The organism is Sphingomonas sp. 320_CC, from assembly GCF_059691795.1.
The window spans coordinates 62,253-76,816 of the sequence record NZ_JCAWAE010000002.1; the positions used below are offsets into that span (position 1 = coordinate 62,253).

The window sequence follows — 14,564 nt, forward strand, 5'->3', positions numbered from 1 at the left end:
GTCTTGAACGACATCATCGGCCCAAGGTCATCTTCCAACAGAGGATGCACCATGACCGAACGCCGTCCAGAGGGTATCCGAGAATATGATGCGCCGGCCGGCGGCTGGGGATCGGTGCGGGCGCTGGCGCAGACGCTTCGACACCAGGACGTCGTCGTTCAGGGGATCAGTACGCTCCTGAAAGCGAACCAGCCGAACGGCTTCGACTGTCCCGGCTGCGCATGGCCCGACCCCAAGCATACGTCCTCGTTCGAATTCTGCGAGAACGGCGCAAAGGCCGTCACATGGGAGTCGACCGCACGTCGCATCGGTCCCGACTTCTTCGCGGAGCATACGGTCGCCGAACTCTGGGAGCGGTCCGACCATTGGCTAGAAGATCAGGGCCGCGTCACTCACCCGATGCGCTACGATGCCGCGACCGACCATTATCTGCCGATATCGTGGGACGCTGCGCTGGCAGAAATCGGTGCCGGACTGAGCGCGGTCGGCGATCCGGACCAAGTCGAGTTCTATACCTCGGGACGGACATCGAACGAAGCAGCGTTCCTGTTCCAGCTGTTCGCCCGGCTATACGGTACGAACAACTTCCCCGACTGCTCGAACATGTGTCACGAGGCGACGTCTGTCGGCCTCCCGAAGTCGATCGGCATCGGCAAAGCCACAGTCACGCTCGAGGATTTCGACGCTGCCGACCTGATCATCTCGATGGGCCACAATCCTGGCACCAACCATCCGCGGATGATGACACCCCTGCGCGATGCGTCCCGCAGGGGTGCGACGATTCTGGTCTTCAATCCGCTCAAAGAACGGGCGCTCGAACGGTTCGCGGCACCGCAATCGCCGATCGAAATGGCGACATACTCGTCGACGCCTATCGCGACGACATATCTTCAGGTGAAGGTCGGTGGTGATGCCGCGGCACTGAAGGGCGTCTGCAAGGCGTTGGTGGCAATGGATATCGCGGCTCGGGCGAACGACACCGCACCGGTTCTCGATCACGCCTTCATCGCTGGCCATACAGCGGGATTCGAGACGTATGCCGCGGATCTCGCGGCGACAGACTGGGCAGCGGTCGAACGCGCGAGCGGATTGCGTCGCGCCGATCTCGAGATGGTCGCCGTCGCCTATGCCAAGGCTGACGCGACCATTCTCTGCTACGGCATGGGGATCACGCAACACCGGACCGGTACGGAAAATGTCCAGCAGATCGCTAATCTGCTGCTGCTCAAGGGTAATATAGGCCGGGCAGGCGCCGGCATTTGTCCGCTTCGTGGACATTCGAACGTGCAAGGCGATCGTACGGTCGGCATCACCGAAAAGCCGTCGACCGCCTTCCTGGACCGGATGGCCGACGTCTTCGACTTCGAACCGCCGCGGCAGCACGGCCATTCGGTCGTCGAGGCGATCCAAGCCATGCTGGATGGCCGGTCCAAGGCGATCGTCTGCCTCGGCGGCAATCTGGCGGTGGCGGCATCCGATCCTCAAGCCTGCTTCAAGGCGTTCAGGCGCCTCGAACTGTCCGTCCACATAACGACCAAACTCAATCGCACGCACCTGCTGACGGGGCGGGCGACCTACATCCTGCCCTGCCTTGGTCGTACGGAGGCGGATCTCCAGGCGACGGGGCCACAGGCGGTGACGGTGGAAGACTCCATGTCGATGGTGCATGCCTCGCGCGGGTTTCTGAAACCGGCCGGCGACCAGCTTCGCTCCGAGCCGGCGATCATCGCCGGGATTGCCAAGGCAACGGTCGGATCGCGAGCACGGGTCGACTGGGATGCGCTGGCCGGGGACTACGCCTTGATCCGGGAGGACATCGAAAAGGTCTTTCCCGAATTCGAGGCCTTCAACGATCGGATCCGGACACCGGGTGGGTTCCAACTGCCGAACTCGGCGGCAATGCGGGTGTGGAAGACAACGACCGGCAAGGCCAATTTCCTGATCTTCGACGGACTGGAGGAAGATGCGCTGGTGTCGGAACCCGACGTCCTGCGACTGACCACGCTTCGATCGCACGATCAGTACAACACAACGATCTATGGTCTCGACGACAGGTATCGCGGGGTGTTCGGCCGTCGCGATATCCTTTTCATGGGCACGACCGACATCGAACGGTTGGGGTTCGCCGAGGGTGACGTCGTCGATCTCTGGACCGCGCTGGATCATGCCCGACCTGACCGGGTCGTGCGCAATCTCACGATCGTCCGCTATGCCCTGCCCGACGGATGCTGCGCGTCCTATTATCCCGAGACGCAGCCGCTGATCGCGCTGGACCACAGCGATCCGCAAAGCCTGACACCGTCCTACAAATCCGTGCCTGTCCGCCTGACGCGGTCCGCCGGGACCGAAGAACCGGACCGCATAGTGGGCCACGCCGGCGTATCGGGTCGCACCCTCAGCAAGGATCTTTGAGCATGTATCAGCCCAGCATCGTCCATTTCGCCGAGTTGGCCAAGGAAAAGGCGGCGGGCCTCAACCGCTCGCCCGTCGGCTTTTTCATCGGCGCCATGCTCGCCGGCAGCTATATCGGCATCGCCATGATCTTGTCGCTCAGCGCGGCTGCCGGGGTCCCGCCGGGCGTCCGGCCGCTGCTGATGGGAGCGGTGTTCGGCATCGGCCTGATCCTCACCGTATTCGCGGGAGCCGAGTTGTTCACGGGTTACGTGATGTATGTGGGCTTCGGCCTCGCACGACGCAGCATTTCCTGGAATGATGCAATTCGCCTGATGATAGTGGTGTGGATGGGGAACCTTGCGGGTGCCTTGGTCCTCGCAGCCATATTCTCTGCAGGCGGCGGTGGCGCGATCTTTGCGGCTGGTGCGGAAAATCTGCACGCCTATGTCGCGCACAAGGTCGAAGCCAGCGCAATGGCGCTCATTGCCAGGGGCATCCTCTGCAATTGGCTCGTGTGCCTGGCGCTTTGGACTGCGGTGCGGGTCGAGGGCGATACAGCCAAGATGGTGGCGCTGTCGTGGACGCTCTTCGCGTTCGTTACTGCTGGGTTCGAGCATTCCGTCGCGAACATGACGGCCTTGAGCCTTGGCCTCTTCGTTCCGGCAGCCACGATCGACCTCGTAGGCGCGGCACGAAACCTGCTGTTGGTGACCGTCGGCAACGTCGTTGGTGGCGTCGTATTTGTCACCGGCGCGTACCTCGCCGCCGCGCGAACCGATCCAGCGGGACGTCCCCAGCATGACGTAGGCCCACTACCTGTGTCGGCGCGCACCGGTTGAGTACTAACATCACTTTTATCACGCAGATCACTACGCCGAATACCGCGACACTCGAAAGACCGGGCCAGTCTGCACGGCACGCCCGCTGGCGATCGCACGGCACTACGCCCTTTCAGGGCCGTCCTAGAACAGGTAAATGGCGGAGAGGGTGGGATTCGAACCCACGGTACCCTCGCGGGTACGCCGCATTTCGAGTGCGGTACGTTCGACCACTCTGCCACCTCTCCGCAGGTCATCCGAAGCTCTGCGAACAGCGCCTCCGATCGGTCGAAGCGCGGCCTCTAAAGAAAGGGCCCCAGCGATGCAAGAGGGTTTTGAGCGCTCCGGGCGTCGCTCGACGCGTTTTCCTTGTGCGGCGCAAAACAAACCCTAAATTGGCGGATATGCCCCGACACGACAGTATCGCTCACGACATCACCCGCCCGATCGTGCCCGCCGAGGTGGTCGCACCGCCGGTTTCGCATGCGAATTTCTCGATCGGCGACGTCGTGCGGCACCGGCTGTTCGATTTTCGCGGGGTGATCTTCGACGTGGATCCCGTGTTTGCGAACAGCGACGAATGGTATGCGGCGATCCCCGAGGACATTCGTCCGCGCAAGGACCAGCCGTTCTACCATCTGCTCGCCGAGAACATGGAGTCGAGCTACGTCGCCTATGTGAGCCAGCAGAATCTGGTGCCGGACGATAGCGACGAGCCGGTCGACCATCCGGCGATCGATGGGCTGTTCAGTGAGTATGCGGATGGTCGGTACGCGCTGCGGCAGGTTCATCGGCACTAAGGGCGAATCGCTTAGCTTTTAAAAGCTTGTTCTCCCGCGAAGGCGGGAGCCCAAACTGGGTCCCCGCCTTCGCGGGGAAACAATCCTCTGCCTCGCCTATGGGCAGCACCTCGCGGTAAACTACCCTTTCCCGCCCCTTCGCGGTTGACAACCCTCCCCCCCTCGCTTAGCTGCCCGGCTTCTTCCGGCGGACCCTGCGTTCGTGGGATACACGTATTTGGAAAGTGACAAGGGCCATGTTCGCAGTCGTGCGCACGGGCGGCAAGCAGTATCGCGTCGCCGCCGGAGATAAGATCGTCATCGAGAAGATCGAGGGCGATGCAGGTGCGTCGGTGACGCTGGGTGACGTTCTGCTGGCGGGCGAAGGCTCGGAGCTGCGGTCCGTCGAGGGCTTCGTCGTCGCTGCAGAGATCATCGCGCAGGCGAAGGCGGACAAGGTCATCGTCTTCAAGAAGCGTCGTCGTCATAACTATCGTCGTAAGAACGGCCATCGCCAGCAGCATACGATCCTGAAGATCGTGTCGGTCGGCGGCCAGACTGCAAAGAGCAACGAGGGCGACACCGCCCCGGCCGCTCAGGCATAAGGAGTAGCTTCAGATGGCACATAAGAAAGCAGGCGGCTCTTCGCGCAACGGTCGCGATTCGGCCGGTCGTCGCCTCGGCGTCAAGAAGTTCGGTGGCCAGGCGTGCGTCGCCGGCAACATTCTCGTGCGTCAGCGCGGGACGAAGTTCTATCCCGGCACGAACGTCGGCATCGGTACCGACCATACGCTGTTCGCGCTGGTCGATGGCCGCGTTGTGTTCAGCCAAGGCAAACTCGGGCGCAAGTTCTGCTCGGTCGAGCTGGCAGCGAACGACACGGCAGAGATGCCGGTAGCAGCCGAATAACATCGGGTAACCATCCGGGTTGCCCACCAGGGTGACCCGGGTCGCGAAAGCGAACCTGAACAAGGGAGACGGGTCACCCCGGCTCCCTTTTTTATTGCTCCCTCCACGCGGCTGTCGCGGTCCCGTCATCCCGACGTGGCATGCGCGCAGCCAATGACGCGATAGGAGAGAGCCGTGTTCGCGCGCACCAAGAGACTGACATTGCGGCCGGGTTGGCCTGAAGATGCGCCTGCACTGGCGCGGGCGATCGGCCATGAGTCGGTGGTCGCCAAGCTGGCGCGGGCGCCCTGGCCGTATGCGCTAGGCGATGCCGAGGCGTTCCTCGCACAGCCGCGGGGGCCACATGACCCCCATTTCATGATCGAGACGATGGAGGCGGGCACGCCGCGACTCGTCGGCGGGATCGGTATCCGCGCGGCGGAAGCCGGGCACGAGTTGGGCTATTGGCTGGCGCCGGACGCCTGGGGTCGCGGGTATGCTACCGAGGCTGGTGAAGCGGTGGTGGCGATGGCGCGGCATGCGCTGGGCTTGCGGCGGCTGGATGCGTTTCATTTCGTAGACAACCCAGCGTCGGGGCGTGTGCTGGCGAAGCTTGGGTTTCGACCGACTGGGCGGGTCGAAGCGCGGACTTCGCGGGGGCGTGGGGGTGAGGCGCCTGCGGTGATGTTCGAGCTGGATCTGGATGAGGACCGATGTGCGCCGATGCCTTTGGCGGCGTGAGTCGGAGATTCGCTACCCCCTAAAGGTACGCCACCCCGGCGAAGGCCGGGGCCCAGTTGGGAGACGTTACTAACGAAGGACATTGCTTCGCTATTGCGACCTTTCCAACTGGGCCCTGGCCTTCGCCGGGGTGGGGCCTTAGTTTAGGCGAGCAGTTGCTCTGTACTAACTGTTCCCCCGCGAAGGCGGGGGTCCAGGAATCACAGGCGGTGTCGTTTGGTATCCTGGGCTCCCGCCTTCGCGGGAGAACTAGGAGAGTAGGGAGAAGCCTGAAGTCCGGGGCTCAGGCCACCGCTACCGCCCGCCTCGCAACCGGCAGCACCGCCGCCTCATACTCGCTCTCTGCCAAGCCGATCAGCGCGCGATCGTCGTGCTTCCACGGGTGGAAGCCCGGCAGGAAATACGCAGCCCAGACGCCGGCGATCTTGCGCGCCATTCCCGGGTTGCCGAACGCGTACCACGCCATTCGCGCCCAGACGCGAGGCCCGGTCAGCCCGTCCTGCCGCAGCAGTTCCGCCATGCCCCGCGCACGCCCGGTGAAGAACCGCCATGTCGTGATCAGCATCACCAGCGACTTCACCCGCCAGCGCGTGAACCGCGGCCAGTCCCGCGTTGCGTGCAGCCACGTGTCGTAGGCGACGCCCTTGTGCTCGATCTCCTCGGCGGCATGCCACAACCAGAGCGCAGCCGCCTGCTGATCGCCACCCGCGAGGTGCTTCGGGTTGGCGATCAGTTCGTGCGCCAGCATCGCGGTGAAATGCTCGAGCGCAGTGGTGGCGGCGAGGCTCGCGATCTCCGGGCGCCCCTTGGTCAGCGCCAGCGCCGCGTCGACATCCACGATCAACGGCGCGACGTCGTAGCCCTGGTCGGTGACGTGGCGGTTGAACGCGACGTGCTCGCGGGTGTGGATCACTTCCTGCTTGATGAAGGCGTTGATCTCGGCGTGGAGTTTCGGCGGCGTACCCTCGCGGAACTTCCGCACGCTGTCGACGAAATAGCCCTCGCCCTTCGGGAACGTCACCGACAACGCGTTGTAGAACGCGGTCGCGATGGGATCGTCGTTCAGCCACCAGCGGCGAATCGCGGCACCGCGGCCGAAGCGGCGGTCGCGCGGGGTGATCGTCAGATCGGCAGGCGTGGTTGCTTTCGCCACGGAAACCTCCAAACAGGAATGAACACTCGTTACTTACATTGATGTAAATAGGTTTCCCGGTCCGTGACGTCAACACCGCGCAAGCGACTCTCCCCCACCGAATCGCGTGAAGCCGCCGTCGAGGCTGCGCGAGCCTTGCTTGTCGAGAGCGGCCCCAGCGCTGTGACGTTGAAGGCTGTGGCAGGCCGCGTCGGGCGGACGCACGCTAATCTGCTCCACCATTTCGGCTCGGCGGAAGCGCTGCATACCGCGCTGATCACGCGGATGGCGGCGGACATCGTCGGCACCATCGGCGCAGCGGTTCTACGCGTGCGGGCGGGCGAGTTGGACCCGCGAGAGGTCGTCGAGATGACCTTCGACGCGTTCGGCAAGGGCGGCGCGGGGGCGCTGGCGAGCTGGATGATCCTGTCGGGCAATACCAATGCGCTCGATCCGATCCTGACCGCGATCCATGACCTCGTCGACGAACTGGCGGAGGGCGACATGCCCGGCGACCAGCCGATCCAGGAACAGACCCTGACACTGGTGCTGATGGCGCTCGGCGATGCGCTGATGGGGGCACCGATGGCGCGCGCGCTCGGCCTCCCGGTCGGCAAGGCACGCGAACTCGCGCTCGACGCACTGCTCGCCAGCAAGGACGCCGCCGCCCCTGCCCGCTGCTAAGCGCACCCGTTCGGGGCTCGAATCGCGAGACGAATCGCAGAGGGTGGAGATTTTCGCCAATTTCGCTATGGGGCGGCGATGCATTTTCTAGACCAAGCCAAGATCTACGTACGTTCGGGTGAGGGCGGCCCCGGTGCCGTCAGCTTCCGCCGCGAGAAATATATCGAATATGGCGGCCCCGACGGCGGCAATGGCGGCAAGGGCGGCGACATCGTGTTCGAATGCATCGCCGGCCTGAACACGCTGATCGACTTCCGCTACACGCAGCATTTCCGCGCGCCCCGCGGCTCGGGCGGATCGGGTTCGAACCGCACCGGCGCGGGCGGCAAGGACCTGGTGATCCGCGTTCCGCTCGGCACGCAAGTGCTTTCGGAGGACAAGGAAGAGGTGCTGATCGACTTCACCGAGGTCGGCCAGCGCGAAGTGCTGTTCCGCGGCGGCGACGGCGGGCGCGGCAATGCGAGCTACAAGACGTCGACCAACCGCACGCCACGCCAGCACGGCACCGGCTGGCCGTTCGGCGAGGCGTGGGTCTGGCTGCGGCTGAAGCTGCTCGCCGATGCGGGCCTTGTGGGCTTGCCGAATGCGGGCAAGTCGACCTTCATCAACCAGGTGACGAATGCGCAGGCGAAGGTCGGCGAATATGCCTTCACGACGACGCGACCGCAGCTGGGCGTGGTGCGCCACAAGCAGCGCGAGTTCGTGGTCGCGGATATTCCGGGGCTGATCCAGGGCGCGGCCGAAGGTGCGGGGATCGGCGACCGGTTCCTCGGGCATATCGAGCGGTGCCGGGTGCTGCTGCATCTGGTCGATGCGAACGACCGTGACGTAGCCGAATCGTACCGGATCGTGCGCGACGAGCTGGAGAATTACGGCGAGGGGCTCACCGACAAGAAGGTGATCGTCGCGCTGAACAAGATCGACATGCTCGATCCTGAGCTGATCGCGGCACTGTCGGCGGAGCTGGCGGAAGCTAGCGGTGCCGAGGTGATGGCGATTTCGGGGGCTAGTGGCGCTGGTATCGAGGCGGTGCTGGACCAGCTGATCGAGGCGATCGGGCCTGCGCCGGGCGCAGCGAAGGAACTGGAAGAAGGCGAAGTGCCGGTCGCATGGTCGCCGCTTTAGGGGCCGTCTTAGCCCTCTCCCCTCCGGGGAGAGGGTTGGGTGAGGGGTTGTTCCAAGTGGAGCACTGCTTGGCTACCCCTCACCCCGGCCCTCTCCCCGGCGGGGAGAGGGAGCAGTGATGTTTCCGCCTTCGTCTTGCGCGCGGCTGATCGTGAAGATCGGGTCGGCGTTACTTGTCGACCCTGATGGGAGCGTTCGGCGGGAGTGGCTGACCGGTCTCGTCGCTGACATTGCCGCTCGGACCGATGAAGGCCAGCAGGTTGCGATCGTGTCGTCCGGCGCAATTGCCTTGGGTGCGCGCCGGCTGGGTCTTCCAAAGGGTGGGCGAGCTAGTCTCGAGGACGCGCAGGCCGCCGCGGCGACCGGCCAGATCGCACTTAGTCAGGTCTGGGCCGAACTCCTCGCCGCGCAGGGGCTTAACGCGGCGCAGATCCTCGTCACGCTGGACGACCTCGAAGACCGCCGCCGCTATCTCAACGCCGCGGCGACGCTCAACCGGCTGTTGTCGCTGAAGGTAGTGCCCGTCATCAACGAGAACGACAGCGTCGCGACCGAGGAAATCCGGTTCGGCGACAATGACCGCCTTGCCGCGCGCGTGGCGCAGGCGGCGGGTGCGCAGGGCGTGATCCTGTTGTCCGACGTCGACGGGCTCTATACCGCCAATCCGCATACCGATCCGTCCGCGACTCATATCGCCAGCGTGCCGCGGATCGATGCGGTCGCTGGGATGGCGGACGACGGATCGGGCTCTGGGATGGGTTCGGGTGGGATGGCGTCGAAGATCGCGGCCGCGCGGATCGCGACGGGTGCGGGTATTCCGCTGGCGATCGCTTCGGGGCGGATCGAGCATCCGCTGTCTACGCCTGCCCGTCATACGATCTTTACAGCTGAGCGGACGGCGTCTGCACGGAAGGCCTGGCTGGCGGGGGGGCTGACCGCGAAGGGTGCGATCCATGTCGATGCGGGGGCTGCGGCTGCGCTTGGACGGGGGCGGAGTTTGCTCGCCGCTGGCGCTACTCGAATCGATGGCGGGTTCGTGCGGGGCGATCTCGTGACGATCGAGGGGCCTGCCGGGACGGTCGCGCGAGGCCTGGCTGAGTATGATGCGGCGGATACCGCGCGCCTGCTTGGTCGACATAGCGACGATCATGCGGCCATCCTCGGCTACGCTCCAAGATCCGCGCTGGTGCACCGCAATCACTTGGCGCTCATATGATCGGCCAAACAATGTTCACCCGCGAAGGCGGGTGCCCAGACTGGGCACCCGCCTTCGCGGGTGAACATACTTCTTATGCTACCTCGGGAGCGCGGTCATGATCCTGGCCATCACCGGCGGCACCGGGTTCGTCGGCAGCCACCTGATCGATCACGCGCTCGAGACCGGGCACATTGTCCGTGCGCTCGCCCGGAAACCGCAGGCCAAGCGCATCGGCGTAACCTGGATCGAAGGCGCACTCGATCGCCCGAAGAGCCTCGCGACCTTGGTCGAAGGCGCGGACGTGGTCATCCACGTCGCCGGTGTCGTCAACGCGGCCGACCGCGCGGGCTTTGCCGAGGGCAATGTCGCCGGCACCGAAGGCATCCTACAGGCGACGCGGGCGGCCGGCATCCGCCGCTTCGTCCATGTCTCCTCGCTTGCCGCGCGCGAGCCGACGTTGTCGAACTATGGCTGGTCGAAGGCCGAGGCGGAAACGCGGGTGCAGACGTCGGGGCTGGACTGGACGATCGTCCGCCCGCCCGCGATTTTCGGCCCGCGCGACCATGAGCTGCTCGACGTCTTCAAGGCGGCACGGTCCGGCTACGTCCCAATGCCTCCGGCTGGCACGCGCGTCTCGCTGCTGTATGTCGAGGACCTGACCGCGCTGCTGCTCGCGCTCGCCGAGACCGCCGATGCGCCGTCGATCATGGAGCCCGACGACGGGGTGCCGAACGGCTGGGACAACCGCGACTTTGCGCGCGCGATCGGCGTGGCCGTTGGCAAGCCGGTCAAGGTCTTCTCGACGCCCCGCGGGCTCCTTAAGCTCGCGTCCGCCGCCGACCGGCTCGTCCGGCGTCGCAAGGCGAAGCTCACGCGCGACCGGGTGAGCTATTTCTGCCACCCCGACTGGGTCTCGCACAAGCCGCCGCCGCCCGCGCTGTGGACGCCGTCCGTCCCGACTCCGCAGGCGCTCGCGCAAACCGCGGCGTGGTATCGCGCCGCCGGGCTGCTATAGCGCCGAAAAGCCGCCGCAATTCCCTGTCAGGACTGCGCCGACACCCGGAAGGATTACGATGAGCGACCGCCAGCAGATCTACGACACCGTCACCGCGCAGATCGAGCCGTTCAACAAGAAGAACGCGCCGCTGACCGATGCGACGACGTTCCAGCGCGACTTGGAGTGGGACAGCCTGACCGTCATGGATTTCGTCGCCGCGATCGAGGACGAGTTCGACATCATCATCACGATGAACATGCAGGCCGAGATCGAGACGGTCGGCCAGCTGGTCGACGCGGTCGCGAAGTTGAAGACCTGACCCCCCTTGCCGTTCGTGCCGAGTAGGGATCGAGCGTAGCCGAGAGCCCGTATCGAGGTACATGTCCTTCGATACGCCATCTCGACAAGCTCGACGGCTACTCGGGACGAACGGTTGGGATACACATTCCAACCTCATGGAATCATTAGAATGACCGAAGCCGCCACCACCGCCCACGCCCTCCCCGTCGACGCGCCCGAGGTCGCCCCCGAACGCGACCTCATGTCGAAATTCGACGCGCTTATCGCCGAACGCGAGGCGCTGATCGCCAGTGGCGTGCGCAATCCGTTCGCGATCGTGATGGACGAGGTGAAGGGGCCGACGCAGGCGGTGATCCGCGGCAAGGACACGATCCTGCTCGGCACCTACAATTACATGGGCATGACGTTCGACCCCGACGTGATCCAGGCGGGCAAGGACGCGCTCGACGCGTTCGGGTCGGGCACCAACGGCAGCCGGATGCTCAACGGCACGTTCCACGATCATATCGACGTCGAACAGGCGCTGCGCGAATTCTACGACATGACCGGCGCGATCGTGTTCTCGACCGGGTACATGGCCAATCTCGGGATCATCTCGACGCTCGCCGGCAAGGGCGAATACGTCATCCTCGACGCCGACAGCCACGCGTCGATCTACGACGGCTGCAAGCAGGGCAATGCCGAGATCGTCCGCTTCCGCCACAACGACGTCACCGATCTCGACAAGCGGCTCGGTCGCCTGCCGAAGGAAGCGGGCAAGCTGGTGGTGCTCGAAGGCGTCTATTCGATGCTCGGCGACATCGCGCCGCTGAAGGAAATGGTCACGGTCGCCAAGAAGCATGGCTGCATGGTGCTGGTCGACGAGGCGCATTCGATGGGGTTCTTCGGCCCCAATGGTCGCGGCGTGTACGAGGAGATGGGCCTCACCGACGAGGTCGACTTCGTCGTCGGCACCTTCTCGAAGTCGGTCGGCACGGTCGGCGGGTTCGTCGTGTCGAACCACCCGAAGTTCGAGATGGTGCGGTTCGCCTGCCGTCCGTACATCTTCACCGCCTCACTGCCGCCGTCGGTGGTCGCCACCGCCGCGACCTCGATCCGCAAGCTGATGACCGCGCACGACAAGCGCGCTCAGCTCTGGAAGAACGCGCGGCGGCTACACGGCGGGCTGAAGGCGATGGGCTTCAAGCTCGGCACCGAGACGTCCGATTCGGCGATCATCGCGGTGATCCTGACCGACCAGGAACAGGCGATCGCGATCTGGCAGTCGCTCCTCGAGGGTGGTCTCTACGTCAACATGGCGCGTCCGCCCGCAACGCCCGCGGGGACATTCCTGCTGCGGTGCTCGCTGTGCGCGGAACATACCGACGAGCAGATCACGACGATCCTGGGCATGTTCGAGACCGCTGGCCGCGCCGTCGGCGTGATCGGCTGACGGTTTCCTCCTCTCGCGGGGAGGAGGAAACATCCGTGAAATGTTCGATCGGTACCGGCGTTCCAAGTCATTGCGTGTGGGCAACGACGCGTTAGGATGCCGGCCGTGACGCAAGACGAGGTCGAAACTGCGGCCCAGGGGGGCGGGGCGAGATGGCGCATAGCCATGCTGGTCGTGATGGGCCTGCTCGGTGCGGCTGTGCTCATTGCGCTGATCGTGACGCTCGGCCACGCCAATCGCCAGCGCGATCGCGCGCTCGAACTTCAGGCGCACAGCTATGACGTGATGATCCTCGCGCGCACGCTGTCCGGGACGATCGCGCGATCGGAGGCGTCGCTCGGGCGGTACGTCATCAGCGGCGACAAGCAATTGGGGCAACTCTATTTCGACGAATGGCTGCTCGCGGGGACGCAGATCGACCGGCTCGACCAGATCACCAACGACAATCCCGAGCAGCAGCCGCGAGTCGATCGGCTTCGTGCCGCCTATGACGCGCGCGGGCGGGAGTTGTCGCTGACGGCGCTCAACACGCGCTACGGCAAGAACGGCCAGGCGCTCGCACGCTATTACCAGGGGCGAAAGGCGCCGACGCTCATCGAGATCAACACGACGCTCGACACGCTGATCGCACGCGAGCGCGCGTTGCTCGACGACCGGACGGCGGCGGCCTTGGGGTCGGTCGAGCGATCGAGCTGGGTCGCAGGGGTGCTGGCGATATTCGGCGTGCTGATCGTGCTGGGCGCGATCCTGCTCGGCTGGTTCACGATCCGTGCGGTCGGCGAGCGGGCGACCGCGCTGGCCGATGCGGAGCTGGAACGCGAGCGCGCCGACGAGCTGACCACCGCGGTCGCTGCCGCCACCGCCGAACTGCGCGTGCAGGAGGCCAAGCTGCGCCAGATCCAGAAGATGGAGGCGGTCGGGCAGCTGACCGGCGGGATCGCGCATGACTTCAACAACATGCTGGCGGTGGTCTTGGGCGGCCTGGAACTGGCGCGGCGCAATCTCGCGAGCGATCCGGCCAGCGTCCGTCGCCATATCGATAGCGCGACCGAGGGCGCCAATCGCGCGGCGGCGCTGACCCGCCGGCTGCTCGCCTTCAGTCGCGAGGATTCGCTGAAGGCCGAGACGATCGACGCCGCCGCGCTGGTCTCCGGGATGTCCGACCTGCTCGATCGCACGCTCGGCGACGCGATCACCGTCATCGTGCGCGACGATGCGGCGGGCGGATGCGTCCGCGCCGACCGCGTCCAGCTGGAGAACGCAGTGCTGAACCTGGCGGTCAACGCGCGCGACGCGATGAACGGGCGCGGCACGCTGACCGTCGCGACCGGCATGACGACGCTAGCGGCGGAGCAGGTCGGGCGGTGCGCGGCGGGCGACTACGTCACGATCATGGTCGGCGACGATGGCTGCGGAATGGCGCCCGACGTCGCCGAGCGCGTGTTCGAACCGTTCTTCACCACCAAGGAAGTCGGCAAGGGCACCGGGCTCGGGCTCAGCCAGATCTTTGCGCTGGTCCAGCAGTTGCACGGCGAGGTCGGCATCGTTTCCGCACCGGGCGAAGGGACGACCGTCACGCTGTATTTCCCGCTCGCGGCCGAGCTCGTCGCAACGCCCCTGCCGACCGTCCCGATCGCGATGGTCGAGCCGATCGCACCGACGATGCCCGAGACGTTGCAGATCCTGGTGGTCGAGGACGATCCGCGCGTGCTGGCCGCGACGACCGGCGCGCTGGAGGAGATCGGGCATCACCCGATCGCGTGCGACGATCCGCTTGCCGCCCCTGCGATACTGGCGGCGAATCCGGGGATCAGGCTGATCATCTCAGACGTGCTGATGCCGCGCCAGACAGGGCCGGAGATGATCGCCGCGCTCTCGCCACTCTATCCGCACGTCGCGGTGCTGTTCGTTACCGGGTTTGCCGGCGAAGTGAACGTCGCGCAGTTCGGCGGACACGAGGTGCTGCGTAAACCCTTCACGCTCAACGGGCTGGAGCGCGCGGTCATGACGGCGATGGCCGCGGAACGCCGCGAGACGAACCACCCGATCGCCGCGGAATGATCGTTCAATGACGTG

General features: G+C 65.3%; 14 protein-coding genes and 1 tRNA gene. 13 read left to right on the forward strand and 2 right to left on the reverse strand.

What is annotated here, in order from left to right; translation table 11 throughout:
* Window positions 1-51 precede the first annotated feature (51 nt).
* Window positions 52-2,412 (forward strand): FdhF/YdeP family oxidoreductase, encoded by a 2,361-nt coding sequence (locus tag AC59GX_RS07130; RefSeq protein WP_497301379.1) that lies wholly within the window; start codon window positions 52-54, stop codon window positions 2,410-2,412.
* A 2-nt stretch (window positions 2,413-2,414) separates the two neighbouring features.
* Window positions 2,415-3,233, forward strand: a complete 819-nt coding sequence (locus tag AC59GX_RS07135; RefSeq protein WP_497301381.1) for a formate/nitrite transporter family protein — start codon at window positions 2,415-2,417, stop codon at window positions 3,231-3,233.
* Between the two features lie 137 nt (window positions 3,234-3,370).
* Here AC59GX_RS07135 and AC59GX_RS07140 read toward each other — a convergent pair.
* Window positions 3,371-3,460: transfer RNA gene (locus AC59GX_RS07140), tRNA-Ser, on the reverse strand.
* A 156-nt stretch (window positions 3,461-3,616) separates the two neighbouring features.
* On the opposite strand from AC59GX_RS07140, the gene hspQ reads away from it, so the two are divergent.
* The 4 genes from hspQ (at window position 3,617) to AC59GX_RS07160 (ending at window position 5,620) form a co-directional block, all read left to right on the forward strand.
* Entirely contained in the window at window positions 3,617-4,012 is a 396-nt protein-coding gene (gene hspQ / locus AC59GX_RS07145; RefSeq protein WP_056065959.1) for a heat shock protein HspQ, read from the forward strand.
* Window positions 4,013-4,248: 236 nt separating this feature from the next.
* The gene (gene rplU, locus AC59GX_RS07150) at window positions 4,249-4,596 is read left to right on the forward strand and encodes a 50S ribosomal protein L21 (protein ID WP_107963253.1); all 348 of its coding nucleotides are present in this window, start codon (window positions 4,249-4,251) and stop codon (window positions 4,594-4,596) included.
* Between the two features lie 13 nt (window positions 4,597-4,609).
* Window positions 4,610-4,900: a 50S ribosomal protein L27 gene (gene rpmA / locus AC59GX_RS07155; protein WP_132738101.1), complete on the forward strand. Its 291-nt coding sequence runs from the start codon at window positions 4,610-4,612 to the stop codon at window positions 4,898-4,900.
* A 174-nt stretch (window positions 4,901-5,074) separates the two neighbouring features.
* Window positions 5,075-5,620, forward strand: coding sequence for a GNAT family N-acetyltransferase (locus AC59GX_RS07160; RefSeq protein WP_426279681.1), 546 nt, complete (start codon window positions 5,075-5,077; stop codon window positions 5,618-5,620).
* A 283-nt stretch (window positions 5,621-5,903) separates the two neighbouring features.
* On the opposite strand, the gene AC59GX_RS07165 is transcribed toward AC59GX_RS07160, so the two are convergent.
* Window positions 5,904-6,773, reverse strand: coding sequence for a metal-dependent hydrolase (locus AC59GX_RS07165; protein ID WP_426279682.1), 870 nt, complete (start codon window positions 6,771-6,773; stop codon window positions 5,904-5,906).
* A 63-nt stretch (window positions 6,774-6,836) separates the two neighbouring features.
* Between AC59GX_RS07165 and AC59GX_RS07170 the strand changes: the two genes are divergently transcribed.
* The 7 genes from AC59GX_RS07170 (at window position 6,837) to AC59GX_RS07200 (ending at window position 14,549) form a co-directional block, all read left to right on the forward strand.
* Window positions 6,837-7,436 carry a TetR/AcrR family transcriptional regulator gene (locus AC59GX_RS07170; RefSeq protein WP_056055838.1) on the forward strand — a complete coding sequence of 200 codons (600 nt, stop codon included), beginning with the start codon at window positions 6,837-6,839 and terminating at the stop codon, window positions 7,434-7,436.
* Between the two features lie 78 nt (window positions 7,437-7,514).
* On the forward strand, window positions 7,515-8,561 hold the full coding sequence (gene obgE / locus AC59GX_RS07175; protein WP_056055836.1) for a GTPase ObgE: 1,047 nt from the start codon (window positions 7,515-7,517) through the stop codon (window positions 8,559-8,561).
* A 118-nt stretch (window positions 8,562-8,679) separates the two neighbouring features.
* A complete protein-coding gene (gene proB, locus AC59GX_RS07180; protein ID WP_426279683.1) occupies window positions 8,680-9,777 on the forward strand; it encodes a glutamate 5-kinase in 1,098 nt (365 codons plus the stop codon).
* Between the two features lie 97 nt (window positions 9,778-9,874).
* Entirely contained in the window at window positions 9,875-10,774 is a 900-nt protein-coding gene (locus AC59GX_RS07185) for an NAD-dependent epimerase/dehydratase family protein (RefSeq protein ID WP_426279684.1), read from the forward strand.
* Window positions 10,775-10,832: 58 nt separating this feature from the next.
* The gene (locus AC59GX_RS07190) at window positions 10,833-11,075 is read left to right on the forward strand and encodes an acyl carrier protein (RefSeq protein ID WP_497301385.1); all 243 of its coding nucleotides are present in this window, start codon (window positions 10,833-10,835) and stop codon (window positions 11,073-11,075) included.
* Window positions 11,076-11,225: 150 nt separating this feature from the next.
* Window positions 11,226-12,488 carry a serine palmitoyltransferase gene (gene spt, locus AC59GX_RS07195; protein ID WP_497301386.1) on the forward strand — a complete coding sequence of 421 codons (1,263 nt, stop codon included), beginning with the start codon at window positions 11,226-11,228 and terminating at the stop codon, window positions 12,486-12,488.
* 165 nt (window positions 12,489-12,653) lie between these two features.
* Window positions 12,654-14,549, forward strand: coding sequence for an ATP-binding protein (locus AC59GX_RS07200; RefSeq protein WP_497301387.1), 1,896 nt, complete (start codon window positions 12,654-12,656; stop codon window positions 14,547-14,549).
* Window positions 14,550-14,564: the final 15 nt, after the last annotated feature.

Excerpts from the sequence above, each read along its gene's own strand:
- AC59GX_RS07130 (WP_497301379.1), top strand. The coding sequence starts at position 52 with ATGACCGAACGCCGTCCAGAGGGTATCCGAGAATATGATGCGCCGGCC.
- AC59GX_RS07135 (WP_497301381.1), top strand. The coding sequence starts at position 2,415 with ATGTATCAGCCCAGCATCGTCCATTTCGCCGAGTTGGCCAAGGAAAAG.
- hspQ (WP_056065959.1), top strand. The coding sequence starts at position 3,617 with ATGCCCCGACACGACAGTATCGCTCACGACATCACCCGCCCGATCGTG.
- rplU (WP_107963253.1), top strand. The coding sequence starts at position 4,249 with ATGTTCGCAGTCGTGCGCACGGGCGGCAAGCAGTATCGCGTCGCCGCC.
- rpmA (WP_132738101.1), top strand. The coding sequence starts at position 4,610 with ATGGCACATAAGAAAGCAGGCGGCTCTTCGCGCAACGGTCGCGATTCG.
- obgE (WP_056055836.1), top strand. The coding sequence starts at position 7,515 with ATGCATTTTCTAGACCAAGCCAAGATCTACGTACGTTCGGGTGAGGGC.
- proB (WP_426279683.1), top strand. The coding sequence starts at position 8,680 with ATGTTTCCGCCTTCGTCTTGCGCGCGGCTGATCGTGAAGATCGGGTCG.
- AC59GX_RS07185 (WP_426279684.1), top strand. The coding sequence starts at position 9,875 with ATGATCCTGGCCATCACCGGCGGCACCGGGTTCGTCGGCAGCCACCTG.
- AC59GX_RS07190 (WP_497301385.1), top strand. The coding sequence starts at position 10,833 with ATGAGCGACCGCCAGCAGATCTACGACACCGTCACCGCGCAGATCGAG.
- spt (WP_497301386.1), top strand. The coding sequence starts at position 11,226 with ATGACCGAAGCCGCCACCACCGCCCACGCCCTCCCCGTCGACGCGCCC.
- AC59GX_RS07200 (WP_497301387.1), top strand. The coding sequence starts at position 12,654 with ATGCTGGTCGTGATGGGCCTGCTCGGTGCGGCTGTGCTCATTGCGCTG.